A 21,218-nucleotide genomic window follows, 5' to 3' on the forward strand; every position below is an offset into this window, starting at 1 on the left:
CTAAATTCGAAACCGGCTAAAAAAACCGTCCCATACCCACGGGGTGGGCGGAAACGGCCTGTTCAACCAATCAAAATAAATTGGTATCAATAAACTTGGCACACTATTGAGTTCTCAAACAACAGACTGCTTCCGGCACCGGCAGGCGATCCTCAAGGGATCTAAGCTCTGCGTCGCTCCGGAGCAACTTTTCCATCTTAGCCACGCTGGCCGGTGGGTGTCAAACCAGCCGTGGATCCTTCCGGCGAACCGGCGGGAAGCTAGTTCCCGGACTCACGGCTGAAGGTTGTAACCCGCGGGATCCGGTCTCCTGGTTCAATGTCCAGAATTGCGTTTCCCTCGATCAGCGCGGGTATTAACTCTAGCACGGTCTTGCGGGGCTGCGTACCCGGTGCAGGCCCGGCCTCTTTCAGGAAGGCCGGGCCGCGCCGGAGATACTTACGGCTTGGGGACCAGGTACAGCACACCAAGCGGAGGAACGGTCAGCGTGGCGGATGCCGGCTGGTCGTTGCAGGCACCTTCAACCGCGTGCACTACGCCCATGTTCCCTACGCCGGAACCGCCGAACTCAGCGGCGTCGGTATTGAGTGCTTCCACCCATTCCCCGGCCCACGGCATTCCCAGCCGGAAGTCCTGGTGCGGGGCGCCGGCAAAGTTAGCCACGCAGACCACCGGATTTCCCTGGTGGTCCCAGCGGATGAACGAAAGGACATTGCGGGCGCCGTCGTTCTCGTTAATCCACTGGAAGCCTGCGGGCTCGTTGTCCCGGGCGGAGAGCGCGGGGGTGTTGCGGTAGATCTCGTTGAGCTGCCGAACCATCAGCTGGACACCCTTATGCTGCGGGGTGTCGGTCAGGTACCAGTCCAGCCCGTACTGCTCCGACCATTCCGCTTCCTGGCCGAATTCGGTCCCCATGAAGATCAGCTGCTTGCCGGGGTGCGCCCACTGGAACGCCAGGTAAGCACGCAGATTGGCCAGCTGCTGCCAGCGGTCACCGGGCATCTTGCGCAGCAGTGAGCCCTTGCCGTGCACCACTTCGTCATGGCTGATGGGCAGCAGGAAGTTCTCCGTGTACGCGTAGACCAGGGAGAAGGTCAGCTGGGCGTGGTGGTAAACGCGGTTGATCGGGTCTTCGGACATGTACTGGAGGGTGTCGTGCATCCAGCCCATGTTCCACTTGAGCCCAAAGCCGAGTCCGCCGCTGCTGGTGGGACGCGTAACGCCGGGGAACGCGGTGGATTCCTCGGCGATCATCACGATGCCCGGCACCCGCTTGTACGCAGTCGCGTTGACTTCCTGCAGGAAGGAGATCGCCTCGAGGTTCTCCCGGCCACCGTGGATGTTGGGGCTCCACTGGCCTTCCGGCCGTGAGTAGTCCAGGTACAGCATGGATGCCACGGCATCCACCCGGAGTCCGTCTACATGGAACTCTTCGAGCCAGTAGATCGCGTTGGCCACAAGGAAGTTGCGTACTTCGCGGCGGCCGAAATCGAAGACAAGCGTTCCCCAGTCCAGCTGCTCGCCGCGGAACGGGTCGCCGTGCTCGTAGAGCGTCTGGCCGTCGAACTTTGCCAGCGCCCAGGGGTCCTTGGGGAAGTGGGCCGGAACCCAGTCCAGAATGACGCCGATGCCGGCCTGGTGCAGCCGGTCCACGAGGTAGCGGAATTCGTCCGGATGCCCGAACCGTGCGGTAGGGGCGAAGTAGGAGGTCACCTGGTAACCCCAGGAGCCGCCGAACGGGTGCTCGGCCACGGGCATCAGTTCCACATGGGTGAAGCCCTGCCACTGCACGTACTCGGCCAGCTGGTCTGCCATTTCCCGGTAGTTCAGTCCCAGGCGCCAGGAACCCAGGTGCACCTCGTACACGCTCATGGGCGAATTGTGCGGATCCCGGGCGGCCCGGGCCTCCATCCATTCGGCATCGCCGAACTCATAGGTGGACTCGACCACGCGTGAACCGGTCAGCGGCGGCACCTCGGTGCCTTTGGCCATGGGGTCGGCCTTTTCCCGCCAGACGCCGTCGCTGCCCAGGATTTCGTACTTGTAACGGGCACCCGGTTCCACGCCGGGCAGGAAGATTTCCCAGACACCGGAGCTGCCGAGGGAACGCATCGCGTTGATGGTGCCGTCCCAGCCGTTGAAATCACCCTTGACCCGAACGGAGCGGGCGTTAGGGGCCCAGACTGCGAAGCTGACGCCGGAGATATCGCCCAGCACGGAATCGTAATGGCGCAGGTTGGCGCCGAGGACGGTCCACAGGTTTTCGTGCCGGCCTTCACCAATCAGGTGCAGGTCAATGTCGCCCAACGACGGGAGGAACCGGTACGGATCGTCGAACAGCTGGGGCTCCTCGCCGTCGTACGTCACCTCCACCCGGTAATCCGGAACGGTGCCCGGCGTCGGAGCCGGAAGGGTTCCAACCCAGATGCCGTTGTACTCGTGCTGGAGCGGCACCCGGCTTTCAGGGGTCACGACCACGACTTCGCGCGCCAGCGGGCGCAGGGTTCGAATGGTAGCGACGGTTCCGGAGTCATCCAGATGTGCGCCGAGGACTGCATGCGGCTGGTAGTAGCGGCCTTCGGAAACGGCCTGCAGCACGTCCTCGTTTACGGGGATCGGATCGGTGGAGACGGGCACTTCGGGCACCTGGGGCTCTACGGCGGCGGATGCGGACCGCGACTTGCGTGGCTTATTCACTGTGCTCTCTTCCTTGCGTGCTGCGTCGTCGGCCTTCATGAGAATGGCCCGGGCGGCGGCAGCGGGCACGCTGATCCAGCGCGGACGGTTTCTCATCTCGTAGACAACTTCGTACAGCGCCTTGTCCAGCCACAGGGCCAGGAACAGCGGGTCACTGCGGTTGATGGTGGTGCCTGTTTCCTTCTCATACCCCCGCAGGAAGGCATCGGCCGCGGCAGCTGCCCACCGGCGTGCCGATTCGCTTCGCTGCTGGACGGCTTCTTTCGACTCTGCTTCGCCTTCCGCACCGTCGATCAGCGCGACGCCGGCGGCGTAGTCGATCGAGCGCAGCATGCCGACGACGTCGCGCAGCGGCGCATCAGGGACACTGCGTTCGGCGGCGGGCCGAAGCGGCTCGCCTTCGAAGTCAAGGACGATCCAGCCCCGATCCGGAACACGCAGGACCTGCCCGAGGTGGTAGTCGGCGTGGATGCGCTGCAGGTTGGGCAGTGTGTGGAGGTTGCCAACCTGCTCCAGCAGGTACTCCACGGCCTCATCGAACGGCCCGACGACGTCGTGTGCTTCCGCCCACGCCCACCGGATCCGGGAGCTGAGGGACTCAAGGAACTCTGTGCGTTCCGCCGCGCTGGGAGGCCTGCTGCCAAAGGCCGCTGCCAGCTGCTGGTGGATGCGGCCGGTGGCGGCACCCAGTTCCTCGGCCTCGGCGGTGAAATCCCGGCCGGCAAGGGCGGCCGAGGACGCGGTCCGCCAGGCGTCTTCGCTGCCGGGGAAGAATTCCCGGAGTACGGACAGGTGCCCGGTCAGCAGTTTCTCTCCGGCCTCGTCCGCCGGGTCCGTCCAGGAGCCGGTCACCCAGCCGTAGGTGGCCGGAACGTCCACCGACCCGACTTCGGTCAGCCGTGCGCTGACCTCGACGTCGGGACTCTCGCCGGCGGCCACCACACGGTAGAACTTCACGATCAGCGGTGCAACAGGTGCCTGCACAATAACGGAGGTGTTGGACTGTTCACCCGTCAGGACCTTGGTGGGCAGCGGCTCCCGGAACGGCTCCCATTCGGCGAAGCCGTCCAGGGCAAAACCGTGTGTGTGCCCGTCCAGGGACGATGCCTGAGACCGCATCAGTTCCAGCCAGGCGGTGACGAAGACCGGGTCGGCGGTCGCGTCGTAAAGCCACCGCTCCCCCAGGTCTTCCTGGTGCGCCCGGCCCAGCAGTGCGGCTTCCAGCTCGGGCGCCGGTGCGGTCCGGTAGCTTACCGGCACGCTGATGACGTCGCGGCGGTCCCCGGAGACGACGGCGATGAGGTGGACTTCCAGCCCGACCTCGCCGGCGGGATCCTCGAGCCGGATCCCGCCGACCCTTTCCAGCAGGACTTCGCGGCCCTTAGCGGGGAACCAGCGTTGTCCAGGGAGCCAGGAGGCCAGGATTTCGGGCAGGGACGGCGTCAACAGGCTCATCTCCGTGCTGCCTCCGAAATCGGAATCATGGGAATGGCTTCGGTCTGGGGCGACGAAGTGTCAGACTTCGCCGACCGCAGGCGCAGCCAGTAGAAGTCGTGGCTGCCCAGGGTCAGCGTCAGGGCGCCGTCTTCTCCGATGGTGGGGAAGAGCGTGCCGCCGAAGGCGTCCCGCAGTCCGCGGTTGGCGAACTCCGGCAGCTTCATCGACGCGGAAATGGGGTGCTGGGAGAGGTTGAAGATACACAGCACTGTTTCACCCACCTCGCCCTCCGGGTTGTTGTCCGGCAGTTCGCGTACAAAGGCCAGGGCTGCTTCGGCGTCGGTCGGCACGTTGCGGTAGGAACCCAGTCCGAAGGCCGGGTGCGCGCGGCGGACCATGATCATCTGCCGGATCCAGTGCAGCAGCGAACTCGAGCTGGCCAGCTGCGCTTCCACGTTGACGTGGTTGTAGTGGTAAACCAGCGACTGCACCACCGGCAGGTACAGCTTGCCGGGATCGGCGGTGGAGAATCCGGCGTTGCGGTCCGGGTTCCACTGCATGGGCGTGCGGGAGGAATCGCGGTCTTCCAGCCAGATGTTGTCCCCCATGCCCAGCTCATCGCCGTAGTACAGGAACGGGCTGCCCGGCAGGGCCAGCAGCATCGCGTGGATCAGCTCGATCTCCGACCGGGAATTGTCCAACAGCGGAGCCAGCCGGCGTCGGATGCCGATGTTGGCCCGCATGCGGGAATCCGGGGCGTACCAGCCGAGCATCGCCTGGCGCTCCTCATTGGTGACCATTTCCAGCGTCAGCTCGTCATGGTTGCGCAGGAAGGTTCCCCACTGGGCGCCGGCCGGAATCTCCGGGGTCTCTTCCATGGTCTGGATGATCGGTGCGGCCTTCTGGTCCCGCAGCGCGTAGAACAGGCGCGGCATGATCGGGAAGTGGAAGCACATGTGGCATTCGTCGCCGGTTTCGTCCCCGAAGTACTCCACCACTTCGTGCGGCATCTGGTTTGCCTCGGCGATGATGACGCGGCCCGGGTAGTTCTCGTCGACCATGGTGCGCAGGTCCTTGAGGAACCGGTGCGTGGCCGGGAGGTTTTCGCAGTTCGTGCCGTCCTCTTCAAAGAGGTACGGGATGGCGTCGGCCCGGAATCCGTCGATGCCCTGGTCCAGCCAGAAGCGGACGACGTCGAAAATCGCCTCGATAACCTTAGGGTTCTCGAAGTTCAGGTCGGGCTGGTGGCTGAAGAACCGGTGCCAGAAGAACTGGCGGCGGACCGGGTCGAAGGTCCAGTTCGATTCCTCGGTGTCCACGAAGATGATCCGGGCGTCTTCGTACTTCTGGTCGGTGTCCGACCAGACGTAGAAGTCCCCGTACGGGCCGTCCGGATCGCTGCGGGACTCCTCGAACCACGGGTGCTTGTCCGAGGTGTGGTTCAGCGGAAGGTCGATGATGACGCGCAGGCCGCGGGCGTGTGCTTCTGCAACCAGGCGCTTGAAGTCGCTGATGGTGCCGAATTCGTCCAGGACATCGTAGTAGTCGGAGATGTCATAGCCGCCGTCACGGAGCGGCGACTTGAAGAACGGCGGCAGCCACAGGCAGTCGATGCCCAGCCACTGCAGATAGTCCAGCTTTTCGATCAGGCCGCTGAAGTCACCTGATCCGTCCCCATTGGCGTCCGCGAAGCCGCGGACGAGTACCTCATAGAAAACGGCCTTGCGGTACCAATGAGGATCATTGGTCAAGCCGGGTGCGTGCAGTTGAAACGGGTTGGGCACTAGGAGTTCCTCCGAACTGACAGGATGTGCGCGGGTTCAAAGTGGGCGTCCAGGCGGACGTAGTTGTGGGCTCCCCAGCGCCAGCTCTGGCCGCTGATCAGGTCATCCACCCAGAAGGTGCCGTCTTCGTTCAGATCCTGCGGGGCGAGGTGAAGCGCATCGAGGTCGAGCGTGACGGTGGATTCGCGGGCGCTGTGGGGGTCCACGTTAACCACAATAATGAGTGTGTCCCGGCTGGACGGATCGCCGGGAAGGGTCTCTTTGTGCTTGGAGTAGACCACGGTGCAGTCGTCGGTGCTGGAGTGCACCGTGAGGTTCTCGAGGTCCCCCAAAGCGGGATGGGTGCGGCGGATTTCGTTCAGCCGGGTGATGTACGGGGCGAGGCTGCGGCCTTCGGCTTCCGCTGCGGCGAAGTCCCGCTGCTTGTACTCGAACTTTTCGTTGTCGATGTACTCCTCGGCCCCGGGCCGGGCGACGTGCTCAAACAGCTCGTAGCCGGCGTAGACACCCCACAGCGGGCTGCCGGTGGCAGCCAGTACGGCGCGGATCTTGAAGGCTCCGGGACCGCCGAACTGCAGGAATTCGGTGAGGATGTCCGGGGTGTTCACGAAGAAGTTGGGCCGGAAGAAGGCCGAAGACTCCCTCGACACCTCGGTGAAGTACTCCTCGATCTCCTCGCGGGTGTTCCGCCAGGTGAAGTAGCTGTAGGACTGCTGGAACCCGGCCTTGGCCAGTGCATGCATCATGGGCGGGCGGGTGAATGCCTCGGCCAGGAAAATCACGCCCGGGTACTCTGCGTTCACCGTGCCGATCAGCCATTCCCAGAACCGCAGCGGCTTGGTGTGCGGGTTGTCCACCCGGAAGATCTGCACGCCGTGGCTGATCCACAGCCGCACGATGCGCAGGATCTCCTGCGAGAGGCCCTCGTAGTCATTGTCGAAGTTCAGGGGGTAGATGTCCTGGTACTTCTTCGGAGGGTTCTCGGCGTAGGCAATCGAACCGTCCACGCGGGTGGTGAACCATTCCGGATGGCTGGTCACCCAGGGGTGGTCCGGGGAGGCCTGGAGTGCGAGGTCGATGGCTACCTCGAGACCCAGTTCCCGGGCGCTGTCCACGAACGCGTCGAAGTCCTCGAACGTCCCCAGATCGGGGTGGATGGCATCGTGGCCGCCCTCGGGGGCGCCGATGGCCCAGGGCGAGCCGGGATCCTGCGGGCCGGCAACCAGTGTGTTGTTCGGCCCCTTGCGGTGCGTGGTGCCGATCGGATGGATGGGGGGCAGGTAAATGACGTCGAACTGCATGTCCGCCACGCGCTGCAGGCTGCGTGCCGCGGTGCGGAACGTCCCCGAGGTCCACTCGCGGGTGGCCGGATCCCACTGGGCCCCTTCGGAGCGGGGGAAGAATTCGTACCAGGCGCCGCGGCCGGCGAGCTCCCGCTCCACCAGAAGGGGGAAGCGGTCCGAGCTGGTGACCAGATCGCGGATCGGATCGCGGTCGAGAATGGCGGTGACGGCTTCGGTTCCGGCGGCGGCAAGGCGTTCCTCGACAGGCAGCCCGGTGTCTGCGAGCGCTGCCGCGGCAGCACGGAAGACCTCGGCGTCGGCGCCGCTGCGCTCGGCGGCAGCGGAGGTGAACAGTTGGTGGCCTTCGGTGAGCATCAGTTCGACGTCGACGCCGGCGGCGATTTTCACCTCGGCGTTGTGGTGCCAGGTGGCGTAGACATCCGCCCAACCCTCCACGGCGAAGCTCCAGTGGCCCGTGCCGACCGGGCGCAGCATGCCCTCCCAGCGGTCAAGGCCCAGGCCCACCGGATGCATCCGGCTGCGGGCTACGACGGTGCCCTCGGGGTCATAAAGGACGGCACTGGCGCCTACCAGGTCATGTCCCTCGCGGAACACGGTTGCCCCTATGACGAGGTCCTCTCCGGGCACGGCTTTGGCGGGGAATCTCCCGTACTCCACTACGGGAGCCACATTGGTGATTGGAATCCGGCCAAACCGGAGATCCTTCGAGGGCAGGTCTTCTGGTGTCAACGCGCTGGATGTGCTCACAGACTAGACGTTATCGAGAATTTGGGCAGAATGCTAAGGCAACGTACTTTTACGGATTCACGGCAGGTCGGCCACGGTTTGGCTGCGTTTTCAAGTCGCCGTGTATTTACACGAACATTTGTACGTCATTTCCGGCTACCCGCAGCGTTAGTGCGCTAGCGTGACCCGGGTGAAGGCAATACGCAGATTTACCGTCCGAACTGTCCTGCCGTCCAGCATCGCCCCTTTGGGCCGACTGGCCTCGAACCTTCGGTGGTCCTGGCACCAGCCGACTCTCAAGTTGTTTGAAAGCATCGATCCCGCGGCCTGGCGCTCCAGCGGCGAAGACCCCGTGAAGCTGCTCGCGACCGTAAGCCGGGACAAGCTCGAGCGCATCGCGCAGGATGAGCATCTGGTCTCTGTAATCGCGGACCTCGGTGCAGACCTGGACAGGTACCTCAATGAACCCCGCTGGTACCAGGGTCTGGGCGACGACGCCCCGGCGTCGATTGCGTACTTCTCGCCCGAGTACGGCATCAGCGCCGTACTCCCCCAGTACTCCGGCGGCCTGGGGATCCTGGCCGGCGACCATTTGAAGGCCGCCTCCGACCTCGGAGTGCCCTTGGTTGCGGTGGGACTGCTCTACAAGGCCGGGTATTTCAAGCAGGCACTTTCCCGGGACGGCTGGCAGCTGGAGACCTATCCCGTGCTGGACCCCAATGCCCTCCCGTTGACCCTGCTCCGCGAGGAAGACGGCACCCCGGCGAAAATCACCCTGCCGCTGCCGGACAACCGCCAGCTTCTGGCACAGATCTGGCGCGCCGACGTCGGGCGCGTACCCCTGCTGCTGCTGGACTCGGACGTCATCGGGAACGACGACGCCGCCCGCGGCATCACGGACCGCCTGTACGGCGGGGGCGGAGACCACCGGCTGCAGCAGGAACTGCTGCTGGGCATGGGCGGCGTGAAAGCCCTGCGGGTACACCAGCGGCTTACCGGCGCCCCTCCCGCAGAGGTCTTCCACAGCAACGAAGGCCATGCCGGCTTCCTGGGCGTAGAGCGCATCCGTGAACTGATGGACCAGGGCATGACCTGGGAGGAAGCGCTGACCGTTTCCCGCGCCTCCACGGTGTTCACCACTCACACCCCGGTCCCGGCCGGCATCGACCGGTTCGAGCAAACCCAGATCCGCCACTTCTTCACCGCGGGCCTGGCGCAGTCGGTCCCCACCGACAAGATCCTGGCCCTGGGAGCTGAAAACTACGAGGGTGGAGACCCGGGCAAATTCAACATGGCAGTCATGGGCCTGCGGCTGGCCCAGCGGGCCAACGGCGTGGCCAAGCTGCACGGCGAAGTTTCCCGGGAAATGTTCTCCGGCCTGTGGCCGGGCTTTGACGTATCCGAAGTGCCCATCACTTCGGTGACCAACGGCGTGCACGTCCCTACCTGGATCGATCCGGAGGTCACGGCACTCGCCAGCGAGAAGTTCGGCGTCGCCACCGTGCATGACCGCGACTGGGGCCGGGCCTACGAGCTTGACGACAAGGACCTGTGGGACCTGCGGCGGAAGCTGCGCAGCAACCTGGTCCATGACGTCCGGCGCCGCGTCAAGCGCGCCTGGCGCCGGCGCGGTGCCTCTGACGCGGAGCTGGCCTGGACGCAGAACGTGCTGGACCCGGACGTGCTGACCATTGGCTTTGCCCGCCGGGTGCCCACCTATAAGCGCCTGACCCTGATGCTGCGGGACCCGGACCGCCTCAAGGCACTGCTGCTGCATCCCACCCACCCCATCCAGGTGGTAGTGGCCGGCAAGTCCCACCCTGCCGATGAGCAGGGCAAGAAAATGATCCAGGACCTGGTGCGCTTCACCGATGACCCTGAGGTCCGGCACCGGATTGTTTTCCTGCCCAACTACGACATTGCGATGGCTCAGACGCTGTTCCCCGGGTGCGACGTGTGGCTGAACAATCCGCTGCGCCCGTTGGAAGCCTCCGGCACCTCCGGCATGAAGTCCGCCATCAACGGCGGCCTGAACCTCTCCATCCTCGACGGATGGTGGGACGAGATGTTCGACGGCAACAACGGTTGGGCCATCCCCTCCGCCAATCCCAGCAAGGGAACGCGGACCCGTGAGGTCTACACCGCGGACCAGCGGGACGACATTGAAGCGGCCGCCCTTTATGACCTGCTCGAGAACTCAGTGGGACCCATGTTCTACGGAACGGAGCCGCCGGCCGCTGCGGGGGCGGCCGGGCCCTCGGATCCGCCTAAGGATTCGCTGCCGCATGAGTGGCTGGAAATGGTCAAGCACACCCTGGCAGACCTGGGGCCCAATGTTTCCGCCTCAAGGATGCTCAAGGACTACGTCAACCGGCTGTACCGGCCGGCCAGTTCTTCCGGACGGTTCATGGCGGCGGACGGCTATACCGCTGCGAAGGAACTCGCCCTGTGGATCACGCGGGTACGTGACGGGTGGTCCACTGTGCAGGTGGAGAACGTGGATTCCGTGGGCGTCAGCGAAAACCCGCAGATCGGCGACGCCCTGACGGTCCAGGCCTATGTTTCCCTCGGCTCCCTTCGGCCGGAGGACGTCAGCGTGGAAGCCGCTTACGGCATGGTGACCGAGAATGACCGGATCAGCGAGCACCGCATCCAAGAGCTTGCGCCGACAGAAGACCTCGGATCGGGGCGCCATCTGTTCACGGGCACCATCCGCATCGAGCAGGCCGGACCGTTCGGCTACACCGTCCGGGTGCTGCCGACGCATTCCGGGCTGGCGTCGAAGGCTGAGCTCGGGTTGGTCGTCAACGCTTAGCGCGCCTTGGTGTCCGCGCCGGCGCGCTAAGCGTTCCGGGGCCGCGCCGGGCGTTCCGGAACGGCGGCAACGAAAATCCCCGCTCGCAGAGCTCGCGGGGATTATTAAAGCCGCCTAACCCGGAACGTCCGGAGCGTATCGTGGCGTTCGCACCTGACGGGGACTCCCGGACGGTTCAGTACCCGCGTCACCGACGCGGGGGTCGTCCGGCCCGTGCGCGGTGCTGGTGTTCCTCAGGCGCGGTAAAGGCTGATCGAGTTGGCAGGAACGAGATCGGTGTTGCCGGCCGGACGGATCTGGCCCCGGTGCTCCCCCGGATCCGAAGCGGTGGAGAAGACGAGTTCGTATCCGGAGGATTCGCCAGGGACAGAACTGTCCTCGAATCCGTTCTCCGTTTCGGAGGCGGCACTGCGGACGGTCGGCGCGTCCGGAAGTCGGACGTCGACGTCGGACAGCGTGCCGTTCAGGACGATCAGCCCGTTCAGGGAACCGTCTCCGGAGCCGATCAGGACCTGCACCACCCGGGTGGCGGGATCGACCCACTGTTCCGGCGTCATGGGTTTGCCTTCCTGATCAAACCAGAGCAGGAAGGACTGCCGCCGGTCGGCCGGGAAGCGGTAGGGCTGGCTGGCAAGATATTCGCGGCGCAGGCGCAGCAGCTCACTCGTGGTCGAGAGCATCCGGCGGGCGGCGTCATCGAGGTCCCAGTGCAGCCAGGAGAGTTCGTTGTCCTGGCAGTACGCATTGTTGTTTCCGCGCTGGCTCCGGCCGATCTCGTCTCCGGCCGTGAGCATGGGCACACCAAGGGACATGGTGAGCGTGGCCATCAGGTTCCGGGCAGTCAGGCTCCGGGCAGCGTTGATCCGCTCATCGTCCGTGGGCCCCTCGATGCCGTGGTTGTAGCTGCGGTTTTCTCCCGTGCCGTCCCGGTTTTCTTCACCATTGGCTTCGTTGTGCTTACGCTCGAACATGGTCAGGTCGGAGAGCGTGAACCCGTCGTGGGCAGTGATGAAGTTGATCGAGGCCAGCGGTGTCCGGCCGGACTCAACGAACAGTTCGGCGGAACCGGCCAATGCCCCCGCCAGCCGCGCCAGGGAACCTCCGTCCCGCCCCGCGGCGACGTCCGCTTGGCCGCGGAGCCAAAAGTCCCTGACGATGTCGCGGAAGTGGTCATTCCAATCGGCCCAGCCCTGCGGGAACCGGCCGGTCTGCCAGCCGTCCGGACCCACGTCCCACGGCTCGGAGATCAGTTTTACGTCCTGGAGGACGGAGTCGGCGGCTACTGCGACGAGAAAAGGGTGCCTCGGATCGAACCGGCCGTCTGCGCCGCGGCAGAGCGTGGGTGCCAGGTCGAAGCGGAAACCGTCCACGTGGTACTCCTGCACCCAGTACCGCAGCGAGTCCAGTGCCAGCTGGATGATCCGGGGTTCACTGAAGTCGAGCGTGTTCCCGCAGCCGGTGGTGTCGACGTATGCGCCGTCCGGACCGTGACGGTAATAGGTTCCATCTCCCAGTCCGCGCCAGCCCAACGTGGGGTGGTCGGCCTTGCCCTCGGCCGTGTGGTTGTACACCACGTCCAGCAGGACTTCGATGCCGGCCTCGTGAAGGGACTTCACCATGCCCTTGAGTTCATCCTGCACTGCCTGGGCGCCGGCTTCGCGGGCAGCCCGGGTGGCGTAGGCGTCATGCGGGGCGAAGAACCCGAGGGTGTTGTAACCCCAGTAATTCGCCAGCCCCAGTTCCTGCAGGTGCAGCTCATCGGCATGGAAATGCACCGGCAGCAGTTCCACCGCAGTGATGCCAAGGTCCTGAAGGTACTGGACCATCACCGGATGCCCCATGCCGGCGTAGGTTCCCCGAAGTTCTTCGGGAATCCCGGGATGCAGCATGGTCTGGCCCCGCACATGGGCTTCATAGATGACGGTGTCCCGCCAAGGGGTATGGGGACGGCGGACGTTGCCCCAGTCAAAGCCCCCGGCGGTGTACACCGAGTAATAGATTTGGTTCCCCTGCACCGGTTCCGCTTCGATGCCGCGCCCGTAGGGGTCCAGCAGCAACTGGAAGCTGCCCGGCTCTGCTGGAAGGGGCCGGCTCCGCGGCCAGAAGCCGTAGCGGTTCCCGGGCCGCAGGCCGAACACCCGGCCGTGGTGGATCCCGAGGACAGTGTCCGTCAGCGGGGCCATCGACCAGTGGCCGGGAGCCGTCTCGTAGTACACATCGACGGCGGGCAGGCCCGGGGCATAAACGGACACGTTGACGGCACCAGGGACGTCAGGCACACCTGAAACGGTGTGCCTGACGCCAAGCGGCAAGGGCCGCGAGTCCCGCTTCGAGGCGTTGCCAGCGGCGGTTCCGCCGATCACGTGTGCCATGTACGCCCTTTGCTGCCGGTGGCCCCGGCCCGGATTAGGAGGAGCGCTGCCGGGAGATTTCGTACAGGGTGATGCCGACGGCCATGGAAGCGTTGAGTGATTCCATGGCGGAGTCGATGGGGATGGAGACAATCTGGTCGCAGTTCTCCCGGACCAGGCGGGACAGGCCCTTGCCCTCGGAACCCACCACGATGCAGATCGGTTCCTTGGCCAGCACGATGGAGGGAAGCGATACATCGCCGTCGCCGTCCAGGCCCAGGACAAAAATGCCCATCTTCTTGAACGTCTTGAGGGTGTTGTTCAGGTTGCCGGCCCGTGCCACGGGGACGCGGACGGCAGCGCCGGCGCTGGTCTTCCATGCCGAGGCAGTGACGCCCACGGCCCGGCGTTCCGGAACGACGACGCCGTGTGCGCTGAAGGCCGAGGCAGACCGGATGATCGCGCCGAGGTTGCGCGGATCGGTGATGCCGTCGAGGGCGACGAAGAGCGGCGCGTTGCGGATGTGGCCCTTCTTCCAGGCCTCAAGGGTCTCCGAGGCAAGGTCGGTGGGGTCCGCGTACTCGTACGGCGGGATCTGCAGGACGAGGCCCTGGTGCACGGCCTCGTTGGTCATGCGGTCCAGCTCGGGCTTGTGCGTTTCCATCACCGGCAGGCCGCGTTCGGCCGCCATCTTCAGGGATTCCCGGACCCGGTCATCCATGTCGATGCGGACGGCAACGTGCAGGGCCTTGGCCGGGATGCCGGCGCGCAGCGCTTCCACTACGGAGTTGCGGCCGGTGACAACTTCCTCAGCCACCTTGCCGCGGACGTTGGTGCCGCTGCGGCCGCCGGCGCGGGCATCGCCGCGCTTGGCGTCGCCGTGCTTGGCGGCGGACCGCTCAGCGAGCTTCTTGTTCTTGAACGCCTTGTGGTACGGGCGCTCTTCAGCCTTGGGTGTGGGGCCCTTGCCCTCGAGGGCCTTGCGGCCGAGCCCGCCGGTACCGCCGCTGGGGCCCTTCTTGGCTTTGCGCATTGCGCCGGGACGTCCATTGTTGGCCATCGGTTACACCTTTACTAGAAGAAAGCATTCCTTTCCAGTTTACGCAGTCCGCGGCCGGGTTGGCGGACACCGCTGCTGGAGTCAGGCCACGCTCCATGTAACGCCGTCGGCGCCGTCCTCCACGGTGATGCCGGCAGCAGCCAGCGAATCGCGGATGGCGTCGGCCCGGGCCCAGTCCTTTGCGGCTCGGGCGGCGTTCCGTTCGGCGAGTCGGTCCTGCACCAGGGCGTCCAGCGCGGCGTCGGCGGGACCTGTCTGTGACGCTGCGTCCTTCGCGTCGTCCAGGCCCAGGACTGAGGTCATGGCCCGCACCTGTCCCAGCGCGCGCTGAACGGTTTCATTGTCACCGGCGGCGAGGGCCGTGTTACCGGCACGCACGGTTTCATGCAGCACTGCCAGGGCCTGGGGAACATTCAGGTCATCGTCCATGGCTGCGGCGAAGGCATCCGGAACCGCGGCGGGCGCGGCGTCGACCTTCGCAGCGGACTTGGCCGCGGCCTTGGCGAGGAAGCCGTCAATACGCTCAACGGCGGACGCAGCCTCCTGCAGGGACGTCGGCCGGTAGTCCAGCACCGAACGGTAGTGGGCCTGGCCCAGGTAATACCGGACCACGCGCGGGCTGGCCTGCTCCAGCATTTGAGTCGGGCTGATGGTGTTGCCGATGGACTTGGACATCTTCTCGCCCTCGAAGGTGACCATGCCGTTGTGCATCCAGAAGTTCGCGAAGCCGTGGCCTGCGGCCTGGGACTGCGCCATCTCGTTCTCGTGGTGCGGGAAGCGCAGGTCCAGCCCGCCGCCGTGGATGTCGAACTCGGTGCCGAGGTATTTGGTGACCATGGCGGAGCATTCCAGGTGCCAGCCCGGGCGCCCGCGGCCCCAGGGGCTGTCCCAGGACGCGCTCTCCGGCTCGCCCTCCTTATGCCCCTTCCACAGCGCGAAATCCCGCGAATCGCGCTTGCCGCGCGGGCCGGCGTCGGGCGCTGCCTGCATGTCGTCGATGTTCTGGCGGGTCAGCGAACCGTACTTCTGCCAGGAGCGCACGTCGAAGTACACGTCGCCGGAAGCGTCGAGGGCAGGGTAAGCGTGTCCGCGCTCGATCAGGGCCGCAATGAGCGCATGCATCTCCGGGATGTGTCCCGTGGCGCGCGGTTCGTAGGTGGGTCGCTGGACGCCGAGGGTGTCGTAGGCCTTGGCGAACTCCTGCTCGAACCGGTAGGCCAGCGCCCACCACGGTTCGTCCGGGACGACGCCGGGAGCCGGCTCGGCGCCCACGGAATCGGCTGCCTTAGCCAGGATCTTGTCGTCAATATCCGTCACATTGCGGACCACGGTGACCTGCAGCCCGCGGTAACGCAGCCAGCGGGTGAGCTGGTCAAAGGCGATGGCGGAGCGGATGTGCCCTACGTGCGGGAGTCCCTGCACGGTGGCGCCGCAGTAGTAGAGGCTGGCCTTGCCTTCGACCAGGGGAACGAAGTCCCGGACCTGCGCTGTTGCGGTGTCATAGAATCTCAAGCTCACTGCTCTAGGCTAGCCGAAACCGCGTGCCCTCAGTCAGCGGCCGCCGCAGCGGCGGCGACGACGGCGGTGGCGACCGCGGCGATCCCCTCACCGCGGCCGGTGAAGCCCAGGTGGTCGGTGGTGGTGGCCGAAACGCTGACCGGCGCGCCGGCGGCGGTGCTCAGGACTGCTTCGGCCTCGGCCCGGCGGGGACTGAACTTGGGCCGGTTGCCGATCAGTTGCACGGCGATGTTGCCGATCTCGAAACCGGCGGCCCGCACAATGCGGGCAGCCTCGCCGAGAAGTACCGTCCCGGCGGCACCGGCGTATTCCGGCCGGTCGGTGCCGAAGTGGGTACCCAGATCCCCCAGCCCTGCAGCCGAGAACAGTGCGTCTGCGGCGGCATGGGCCACCGGGTCGCCGTCGGAATGCCCGGCCAGGCCCCGCTCGCCTTCCCAGTGAAGCCCGGCCACCCAGAGCGGCCGCGGCGCGTCGTCGGGCGCGAAGGCGTGTACATCGACGCCTATTCCGGTGCGTGGCAGAGCCATTTCAGTCCTCCTGGCGGTGGTGCCCGCCGGCCAGGATCGCTTCCGCGAGCACCAGGTCCAGCGGAGTGGTGATTTTCAGGGACAGCTGTGAACCTTCGACCACGTAGACCTCGGTCCCCAGGGATTCCACGAGCATGGCGTCGTCGGTGACGGCCGCTGCCGTGTCCTTGTCGAAGGAGAGGGCCGCCTCGTGTGCCCGGCGGAGCAGGGCAGCGTCGAAGCCCTGCGGGGTCTGCACGGCACGCAGCCGGGAACGGTCCGGCGTCCCGGTGACCAGGCGCCCGGCGACGGCGGGCTCGGCGGACTCCGGCACGGGAGCCGTGTCCTTGACGGTATCCACCACCGGTATGGCAGGAATGACCGCCCGGGCGCCTGCGGCCAGCGCTGCGGCCACGCGGTGGAACACTTCCGGCGGCGTCAGCGCACGGGCTGCATCGTGGACCAGCACCGCGTCCAGGTCTGCCGGCAGCGCCCTCAGCGCAGCCCGCACGGATTCGGGCCGGGTGGCACCGCCGTCGACGGCGGAGACAGTCGCCGGGAACCGGTCACAGATGCTGCGCATCAGGGTGTCGCCGGCCGGCACGGCAACGGCAATGGCTGCGGCGATATCGGCGGCCTGGACGGCACGGAGCGCGTGGACGAGCATGGGCTCCCCGGCAAGCGGGACCTGGGCCTTGGGCATGCCGTAGCCGAGGCGCTGGCCGGATCCTCCGGCTACGACGACGACGCCGATCCGCGGCGGGCGGGAAGGGGTAGTGGACACCGTTCCACCCTAATGCCAGCAGGCGGACGCTTAAACATCGATTGCCGGTCCCGAAGGACCGGCAATCGATGAAATCGGCTTGGCTGCCTAGCTCGCGAGAACCTCGTCGAGCACGGCTGCTGCCTGGTCTTCATCCGTCTTTTCAGCAAGTGCCAGTTCCGAAATCAGGATCTGGCGTGCCTTGGCGAGCATTCGCTTTTCGCCGGCGGACAGCCCGCGGTCATGGTCGCGGCGCCAGAGGTCGCGGACAACTTCCGCTACCTTGACGACGTCGCCCGACGCGAGCTTTTCCAAGTTTGCCTTGTAGCGGCGCGACCAGTTAGTGGGCTCTTCAGTGAGCTCGGCGCGCAGGACGTCAAAGACGTGCTCCAGGCCTTCCTTGCCCACTACATCGCGCACCCCAACGAGGTCGACGTTCTCAGCCGGTACTTCTATGGTCAGATCACCCTGGGCCACCTTAAGCTTGAGATACATTTTCTCTTCGCCCTTGATGGTTCGCATCTTGATCTCTTCGATCTTCGCGGCACCGTGGTGAGGATAAACAACTGTTTCGCCAACCTCAAAAACCATGTGGTCTTTCCCCTTTCCCGGGGCTCAGTTTATCAGAGATGCGACACGCCGAGTAGAGTTTTCGCAGGTCAGGTACTGCATGGGCTCCCGTGTAGGTAGTATTCCGCTTTTCACGGGTACGCCACGAGCATCTCCACCGCACAGCAGGCGCCGTCCCTACCCGCCCAAGAATCCAGTTTTTCGCCGATTTGCCGATAGGCTAGGCAGCAAAGATAGCCTCAGGTCGCTAGACCGCAATACTTCAGGAGTTTGTGCTGTGAGATTCACACCCAAGAACCGGGTCCGGCGCACCGCTGCGGCCGGTGTCATCGCGCTTGCCATGCTGGGAACGGCCGGCTGCAGCGCTGTGAACGAGCAGGCAACCACCATTGAGTACTCGCCTTCGGACGGCATTGCGGAGAACGTCGCCGACCTGCAGCTGCGCAACATCCTCGTGGTCAGCAACGGCTTCGGGGAACCCGGCCGGCTGCTCGGCACCGTAGTCAACGACTCCAACCAGGCACAGCGGTTCTCCCTGGACTTTGGCGGCACGCCCCTGTCCTGGACGCTGCCGGCCGGCGGCAAGGTCGTCTTCGAGGACGAGGACGAGGAAAACGTCACTGTCGCCGAAGTCCAGGAGGAGCCGGGCACCGGCATCGACGCCGAGCTGGTCCTCAACGACGAAACCAAGGACCTGAACATTCCGGTGGTCAACGGTGACCAGGCAGATTACCGTCCGTACCTGCCCACAGGGTCCGAGTACACTCCGCGCCCGGTTGAAACCACCGAGGCCGCGACCTCCGGCGAGGGTCACTAGCCAGACCGCATTACCGATCCCGAAAGGGCCGGCGCTGCTGCGCCGGCCCTTTCGCATATCCTGCCCCGGATCAGGCCTCGAACTTATAGCCCAGTCCGCGTACGGTCACCAGATGCCTGGGTGCGGAGGAATCGGCCTCGATTTTCGCCCGCAGCCGTTTGACGTGCACGTCAAGGGTCTTGGTGTCACCCACATAGTCCGCTCCCCAGACACGTTCGATCAGTTGCCCCCGGGTCAGAACCCGGCCGGAGTTCCGCAGGAGCAGCTCCAGCAGCTCGAACTCCTTCAGCGGGAAGGGCACGCTGGTGCCGTTGACCTGCACCACGTGCCGGTCAACGTCCATGCGCACCGGCCCTGATTCCAGCGCAGCACCGGCGAAGTCCGTTCCTGCACCCTCCCCCCGGCGCCGCAGCACCGCGCGCACCCGTGCCAGCAGCTCCCGCGAGGAATACGGCTTGGTGACATAGTCATCGGCGCCGATCTCGAGGCCGACCACCTTGTCGATTTCCGCATCGCGTGCGGTCAGCATGATGACCGGGACATCCGAACGTTGCCGGATCCGGCGGCAGACCTCCGTGCCGGAGAGCCCGGGCAGCATCAGGTCCAGCAGGATCAGGTCCGCGCCCGACTGTTCAAAGGCCGCGACGGCGTCGGCACCGTTGTCCACGACGTCAACGTCGAATCCTTCCCGCCCCAGCAGGTACGAGAGGGGATCGCTGAAGGACTCCTCATCTTCGACAATCAGAATCCGGGTCAAGCGGTAGCTCCCTGTTTCGATTCGCGGATATCTGCGGCGTCCATTTCGGGCAGCCGCACGGTGAAGGTTGATCCGTGCCCGGGACGTGACCACAGGTCCACCTCGCCGCCGTGGTTGGCAACCACGTGCTTGACGATGCTCAACCCCAGGCCGGTTCCCCCCGTGTGCCTCGAACGGGCGGAATCGATCCGGTAGAACCGCTCAAACACCCGTTCCTGTTCCTCGGGAGCAATACCGGGCCCCTGGTCCGTCACCGCCACCTGGGCCATGCCGTTGCGGGACTGCAGCCCGATCCCCACTCTGCTGCCCTCGGGCGAATAGCGGATGGCATTGTCGATCAGGTTCCGGAAAGCGGTGGTCAGCATGGGGGCGTCGCCGTAGACCGCAGCTTCCGACCTGCCGCCCAGGAGTACCTCGATGTTCTTGCTCTCGGCGTTCAGCCGGTTGGCTTCGACGGCGTCCTCGAGAATCCGGTTCACGTCCACCGGCTTGGCGCGGTCCACGATGTCAGTGCTCTGCAGCCGGGACAGTTCAATGATGTCCTGCACCAGTGCGGTGAGGCGGGCGGATTCCCGGTGCATCCGTTTGGCGAACCGGCGGACCGCTTCTTCATCACCTGCGGCGTCGTCCAGCGCTTCGGAGAGCAGCGAGATGGCCCCCACCGGCGTCTTGAGTTCGTGGGAAACATTCGCAACGAAGTCGTGGCGGACCTCCTCGGTGCGGGTGATCTCCGTCCGGTCATCGGCAAGGATCAGCACATACTCCTCCCCCACTGTCGCCACCCGGACCTGCAGAATGAGCGACCCTTCGCCGAGCGGGCCCCGGGGGAGCTCCAGCCGCGCCTCCTCGATGACGCCGTCGCGGCGTACCCGGCCGCACAGGTCCAGCAGCCGGTCGTTGACGATCGTGTGCCCGCGTACCAGACCGAACGCGTAGGCACCGGGACTTGCCCGGACAACGCCGTCAATGGCATCGGCAACAATGTAGGCGCGCCCGATGACGCCGAGCACCTCGGCGGCACCCTCGGGGACCGTCGGCTCGGAGATGTCGGCCAGCTCCCGCCGCTGGCGCTGGCTGGCCCCGTACGCGAGGACACCGAAGGCACCGACAGCCAGGCCGAGGACGCCGGCCAGCAAGGCCAGCAGTACAGGATTCACTCTCATAGCTTAGGCCGGACGCCGCCACCGGGAAGGAAAGCCGGTGGCTTTGGCCCATTAGTTAAACTAACGTTCATCTAAGGGGCCAGTGTGGTTCACCCCCAGCTGGCATCCTGCAGGAGCGGCCGTAGGCGCAGGAAGTGCCGGGCCGCACCCGTCCCGCAGACCCCATACGATCCACCCGCTTTTGAGAGGACCCTTCAGTGCGCAAGGTTTTCCAGGCCGAGCTTCATCAAATCGGTGAAGAACTGACCCAGATATCCCAGCTGGTAACGGAGGCGATGCGCAAAGCCACGCTCGCCTTTGAAGGCGCCGATATCGAACTCGCGCAGGACGTCATCGCTGCCGACGCGCGGATCGACTTCCTGCAGAATGACCTGGATGAGCGTGCCATCGACGTTCTCGCCCTGCAGGGCCCGGTGGCCAGCGACCTGCGCATGATCGTGGGATCGCTGCGCATGAGCGCCTCGCTGGAACGCATGGGGGATCTGGCCCGGCACATAGCGCAGCTCGCACGCCTGCGGTACCCGGCCAACGTGGTGCCGGACAACATGGTGCAGACCTTCCGCGAGATGGCGCAGCTGGACCTCCGGATCTCCGAACAACTGACCGAGCTGCTGGAGACGCGCAACCTGGAGATGAGCAAGGACATCTACGACGCCAACAGCCGGATCAACGAACTGCACGCCGGGGTTTTCAAGTCCATTGCCTCCCCGGACTGGAACGTTCCCGCCGTCAGCACGGTGGACCTGACCCTCGCCAGCCGCTACTTCGAGCGCTTTGCGGATCACGGCGTTTCCGTCACCCGCAAGGTCAACTACCTCGTTACCGGTGAATGGCATCCCCTGTCCGAGTCGGGGGTGTAGCGGCCGGGACCCAGGTCCGACGAGGCTGAAGCACAAAAGGGCGGTCCCGTGCGGGACCGCCCTTTTTCCTGACCGGGGCTAATGCCCGCG

14 protein-coding genes are annotated in these 21,218 nt (G+C 65.5%); 3 read left to right on the forward strand and 11 right to left on the reverse strand.

Annotation, left to right across the window (positions count from 1 at the left end; translation table 11 throughout):
• Nucleotides 1-438: 438 nt before the first annotated feature.
• Genes glgB through LOC56_RS13920 form a run of 3 tightly spaced genes read right to left on the reverse strand, consistent with a single transcriptional unit; the run spans nt 439 to nt 7,969 of the window.
• Nucleotides 439-4,152: a 1,4-alpha-glucan branching protein GlgB gene (glgB, locus tag LOC56_RS13910; RefSeq protein ID WP_229952882.1), complete on the reverse strand. Its 3,714-nt coding sequence runs from the start codon at nt 4,150-4,152 to the stop codon at nt 439-441.
• Complete coding sequence (treS, locus tag LOC56_RS13915) at nt 4,149-5,918, reverse strand: maltose alpha-D-glucosyltransferase (RefSeq protein ID WP_229952883.1); 1,770 nt, start codon at nt 5,916-5,918, stop codon at nt 4,149-4,151. Before treS ends, glgB begins: the two co-directional genes overlap by 4 nt.
• Nucleotides 5,918-7,969, reverse strand: a complete 2,052-nt coding sequence (locus LOC56_RS13920) for an alpha-1,4-glucan--maltose-1-phosphate maltosyltransferase (RefSeq protein WP_229952884.1) — start codon at nt 7,967-7,969, stop codon at nt 5,918-5,920. Before LOC56_RS13920 ends, treS begins: the two co-directional genes overlap by 1 nt.
• A 169-nt stretch (nt 7,970-8,138) precedes the next feature.
• Between LOC56_RS13920 and glgP the strand changes: the two genes are divergently transcribed.
• A complete protein-coding gene (gene glgP / locus LOC56_RS13925; protein ID WP_229952885.1) occupies nt 8,139-10,763 on the forward strand; it encodes an alpha-glucan family phosphorylase in 2,625 nt (874 codons plus the stop codon).
• A gap of 233 nt (nt 10,764-10,996) precedes the next feature.
• On the opposite strand, the gene glgX is transcribed toward glgP, so the two are convergent.
• The 6 genes from glgX to LOC56_RS13955 all read right to left on the reverse strand — a co-directional run bounded on the left by glgX (nt 10,997) and on the right by LOC56_RS13955 (nt 17,552).
• Nucleotides 10,997-13,135 (reverse strand): glycogen debranching protein GlgX, encoded by a 2,139-nt coding sequence (glgX, locus tag LOC56_RS13930; RefSeq protein WP_229952886.1) that lies wholly within the window; start codon nt 13,133-13,135, stop codon nt 10,997-10,999.
• Between the two features lie 34 nt (nt 13,136-13,169).
• Nucleotides 13,170-14,174: a 23S rRNA (guanosine(2251)-2'-O)-methyltransferase RlmB gene (rlmB, locus tag LOC56_RS13935; RefSeq protein WP_229952887.1), complete on the reverse strand. Its 1,005-nt coding sequence runs from the start codon at nt 14,172-14,174 to the stop codon at nt 13,170-13,172.
• 81 nt (nt 14,175-14,255) lie between these two features.
• Entirely contained in the window at nt 14,256-15,692 is a 1,437-nt protein-coding gene (gene cysS / locus LOC56_RS13940) for a cysteine--tRNA ligase (RefSeq protein ID WP_229952888.1), read from the reverse strand.
• A gap of 29 nt (nt 15,693-15,721) precedes the next feature.
• On the reverse strand, nt 15,722-16,219 hold the full coding sequence (gene ispF, locus LOC56_RS13945) for a 2-C-methyl-D-erythritol 2,4-cyclodiphosphate synthase (RefSeq protein WP_229952889.1): 498 nt from the start codon (nt 16,217-16,219) through the stop codon (nt 15,722-15,724).
• 1 nt (nt 16,220) lies between these two features.
• The gene (gene ispD / locus LOC56_RS13950) at nt 16,221-16,982 is read right to left on the reverse strand and encodes a 2-C-methyl-D-erythritol 4-phosphate cytidylyltransferase (RefSeq protein WP_229952890.1); all 762 of its coding nucleotides are present in this window, start codon (nt 16,980-16,982) and stop codon (nt 16,221-16,223) included.
• Nucleotides 16,983-17,069: 87 nt separating this feature from the next.
• The gene (locus LOC56_RS13955; protein ID WP_066300159.1) at nt 17,070-17,552 is read right to left on the reverse strand and encodes a CarD family transcriptional regulator; all 483 of its coding nucleotides are present in this window, start codon (nt 17,550-17,552) and stop codon (nt 17,070-17,072) included.
• Between the two features lie 256 nt (nt 17,553-17,808).
• Here LOC56_RS13955 and LOC56_RS13960 point away from each other — a divergent pair, with 256 nt between their 5' ends.
• Complete coding sequence (locus tag LOC56_RS13960) at nt 17,809-18,348, forward strand: hypothetical protein (protein WP_229952891.1); 540 nt, start codon at nt 17,809-17,811, stop codon at nt 18,346-18,348.
• A gap of 70 nt (nt 18,349-18,418) precedes the next feature.
• Here LOC56_RS13960 and LOC56_RS13965 read toward each other — a convergent pair whose 3' ends face one another.
• Nucleotides 18,419-19,105 (reverse strand): response regulator transcription factor, encoded by a 687-nt coding sequence (locus LOC56_RS13965; RefSeq protein ID WP_229952892.1) that lies wholly within the window; start codon nt 19,103-19,105, stop codon nt 18,419-18,421.
• Nucleotides 19,102-20,262: a sensor histidine kinase gene (locus LOC56_RS13970; RefSeq protein WP_229952893.1), complete on the reverse strand. Its 1,161-nt coding sequence runs from the start codon at nt 20,260-20,262 to the stop codon at nt 19,102-19,104. The genes LOC56_RS13965 and LOC56_RS13970 overlap by 4 nt, the downstream gene beginning before the upstream one ends.
• A 203-nt stretch (nt 20,263-20,465) precedes the next feature.
• Here LOC56_RS13970 and phoU point away from each other — a divergent pair, with 203 nt between their 5' ends.
• Complete coding sequence (gene phoU, locus LOC56_RS13975) at nt 20,466-21,128, forward strand: phosphate signaling complex protein PhoU (protein WP_229952894.1); 663 nt, start codon at nt 20,466-20,468, stop codon at nt 21,126-21,128.
• Nucleotides 21,129-21,218: the final 90 nt, after the last annotated feature.

It is taken from the genome of Arthrobacter sp. zg-Y179, assembly GCF_020907345.1.
GTDB lineage: Bacteria > Actinomycetota > Actinomycetes > Actinomycetales > Micrococcaceae > Arthrobacter_B > Arthrobacter_B jinronghuae.

Excerpts from the sequence above, each read along its gene's own strand:
- glgB (WP_229952882.1), bottom strand. The coding sequence starts at position 4,152 with ATGAGCCTGTTGACGCCGTCCCTGCCCGAAATCCTGGCCTCCTGGCTC.
- glgX (WP_229952886.1), bottom strand. The coding sequence starts at position 13,135 with ATGGCACACGTGATCGGCGGAACCGCCGCTGGCAACGCCTCGAAGCGG.
- rlmB (WP_229952887.1), bottom strand. The coding sequence starts at position 14,174 with ATGGCCAACAATGGACGTCCCGGCGCAATGCGCAAAGCCAAGAAGGGC.
- ispF (WP_229952889.1), bottom strand. The coding sequence starts at position 16,219 with ATGGCTCTGCCACGCACCGGAATAGGCGTCGATGTACACGCCTTCGCG.
- LOC56_RS13955 (WP_066300159.1), bottom strand. The coding sequence starts at position 17,552 with ATGGTTTTTGAGGTTGGCGAAACAGTTGTTTATCCTCACCACGGTGCC.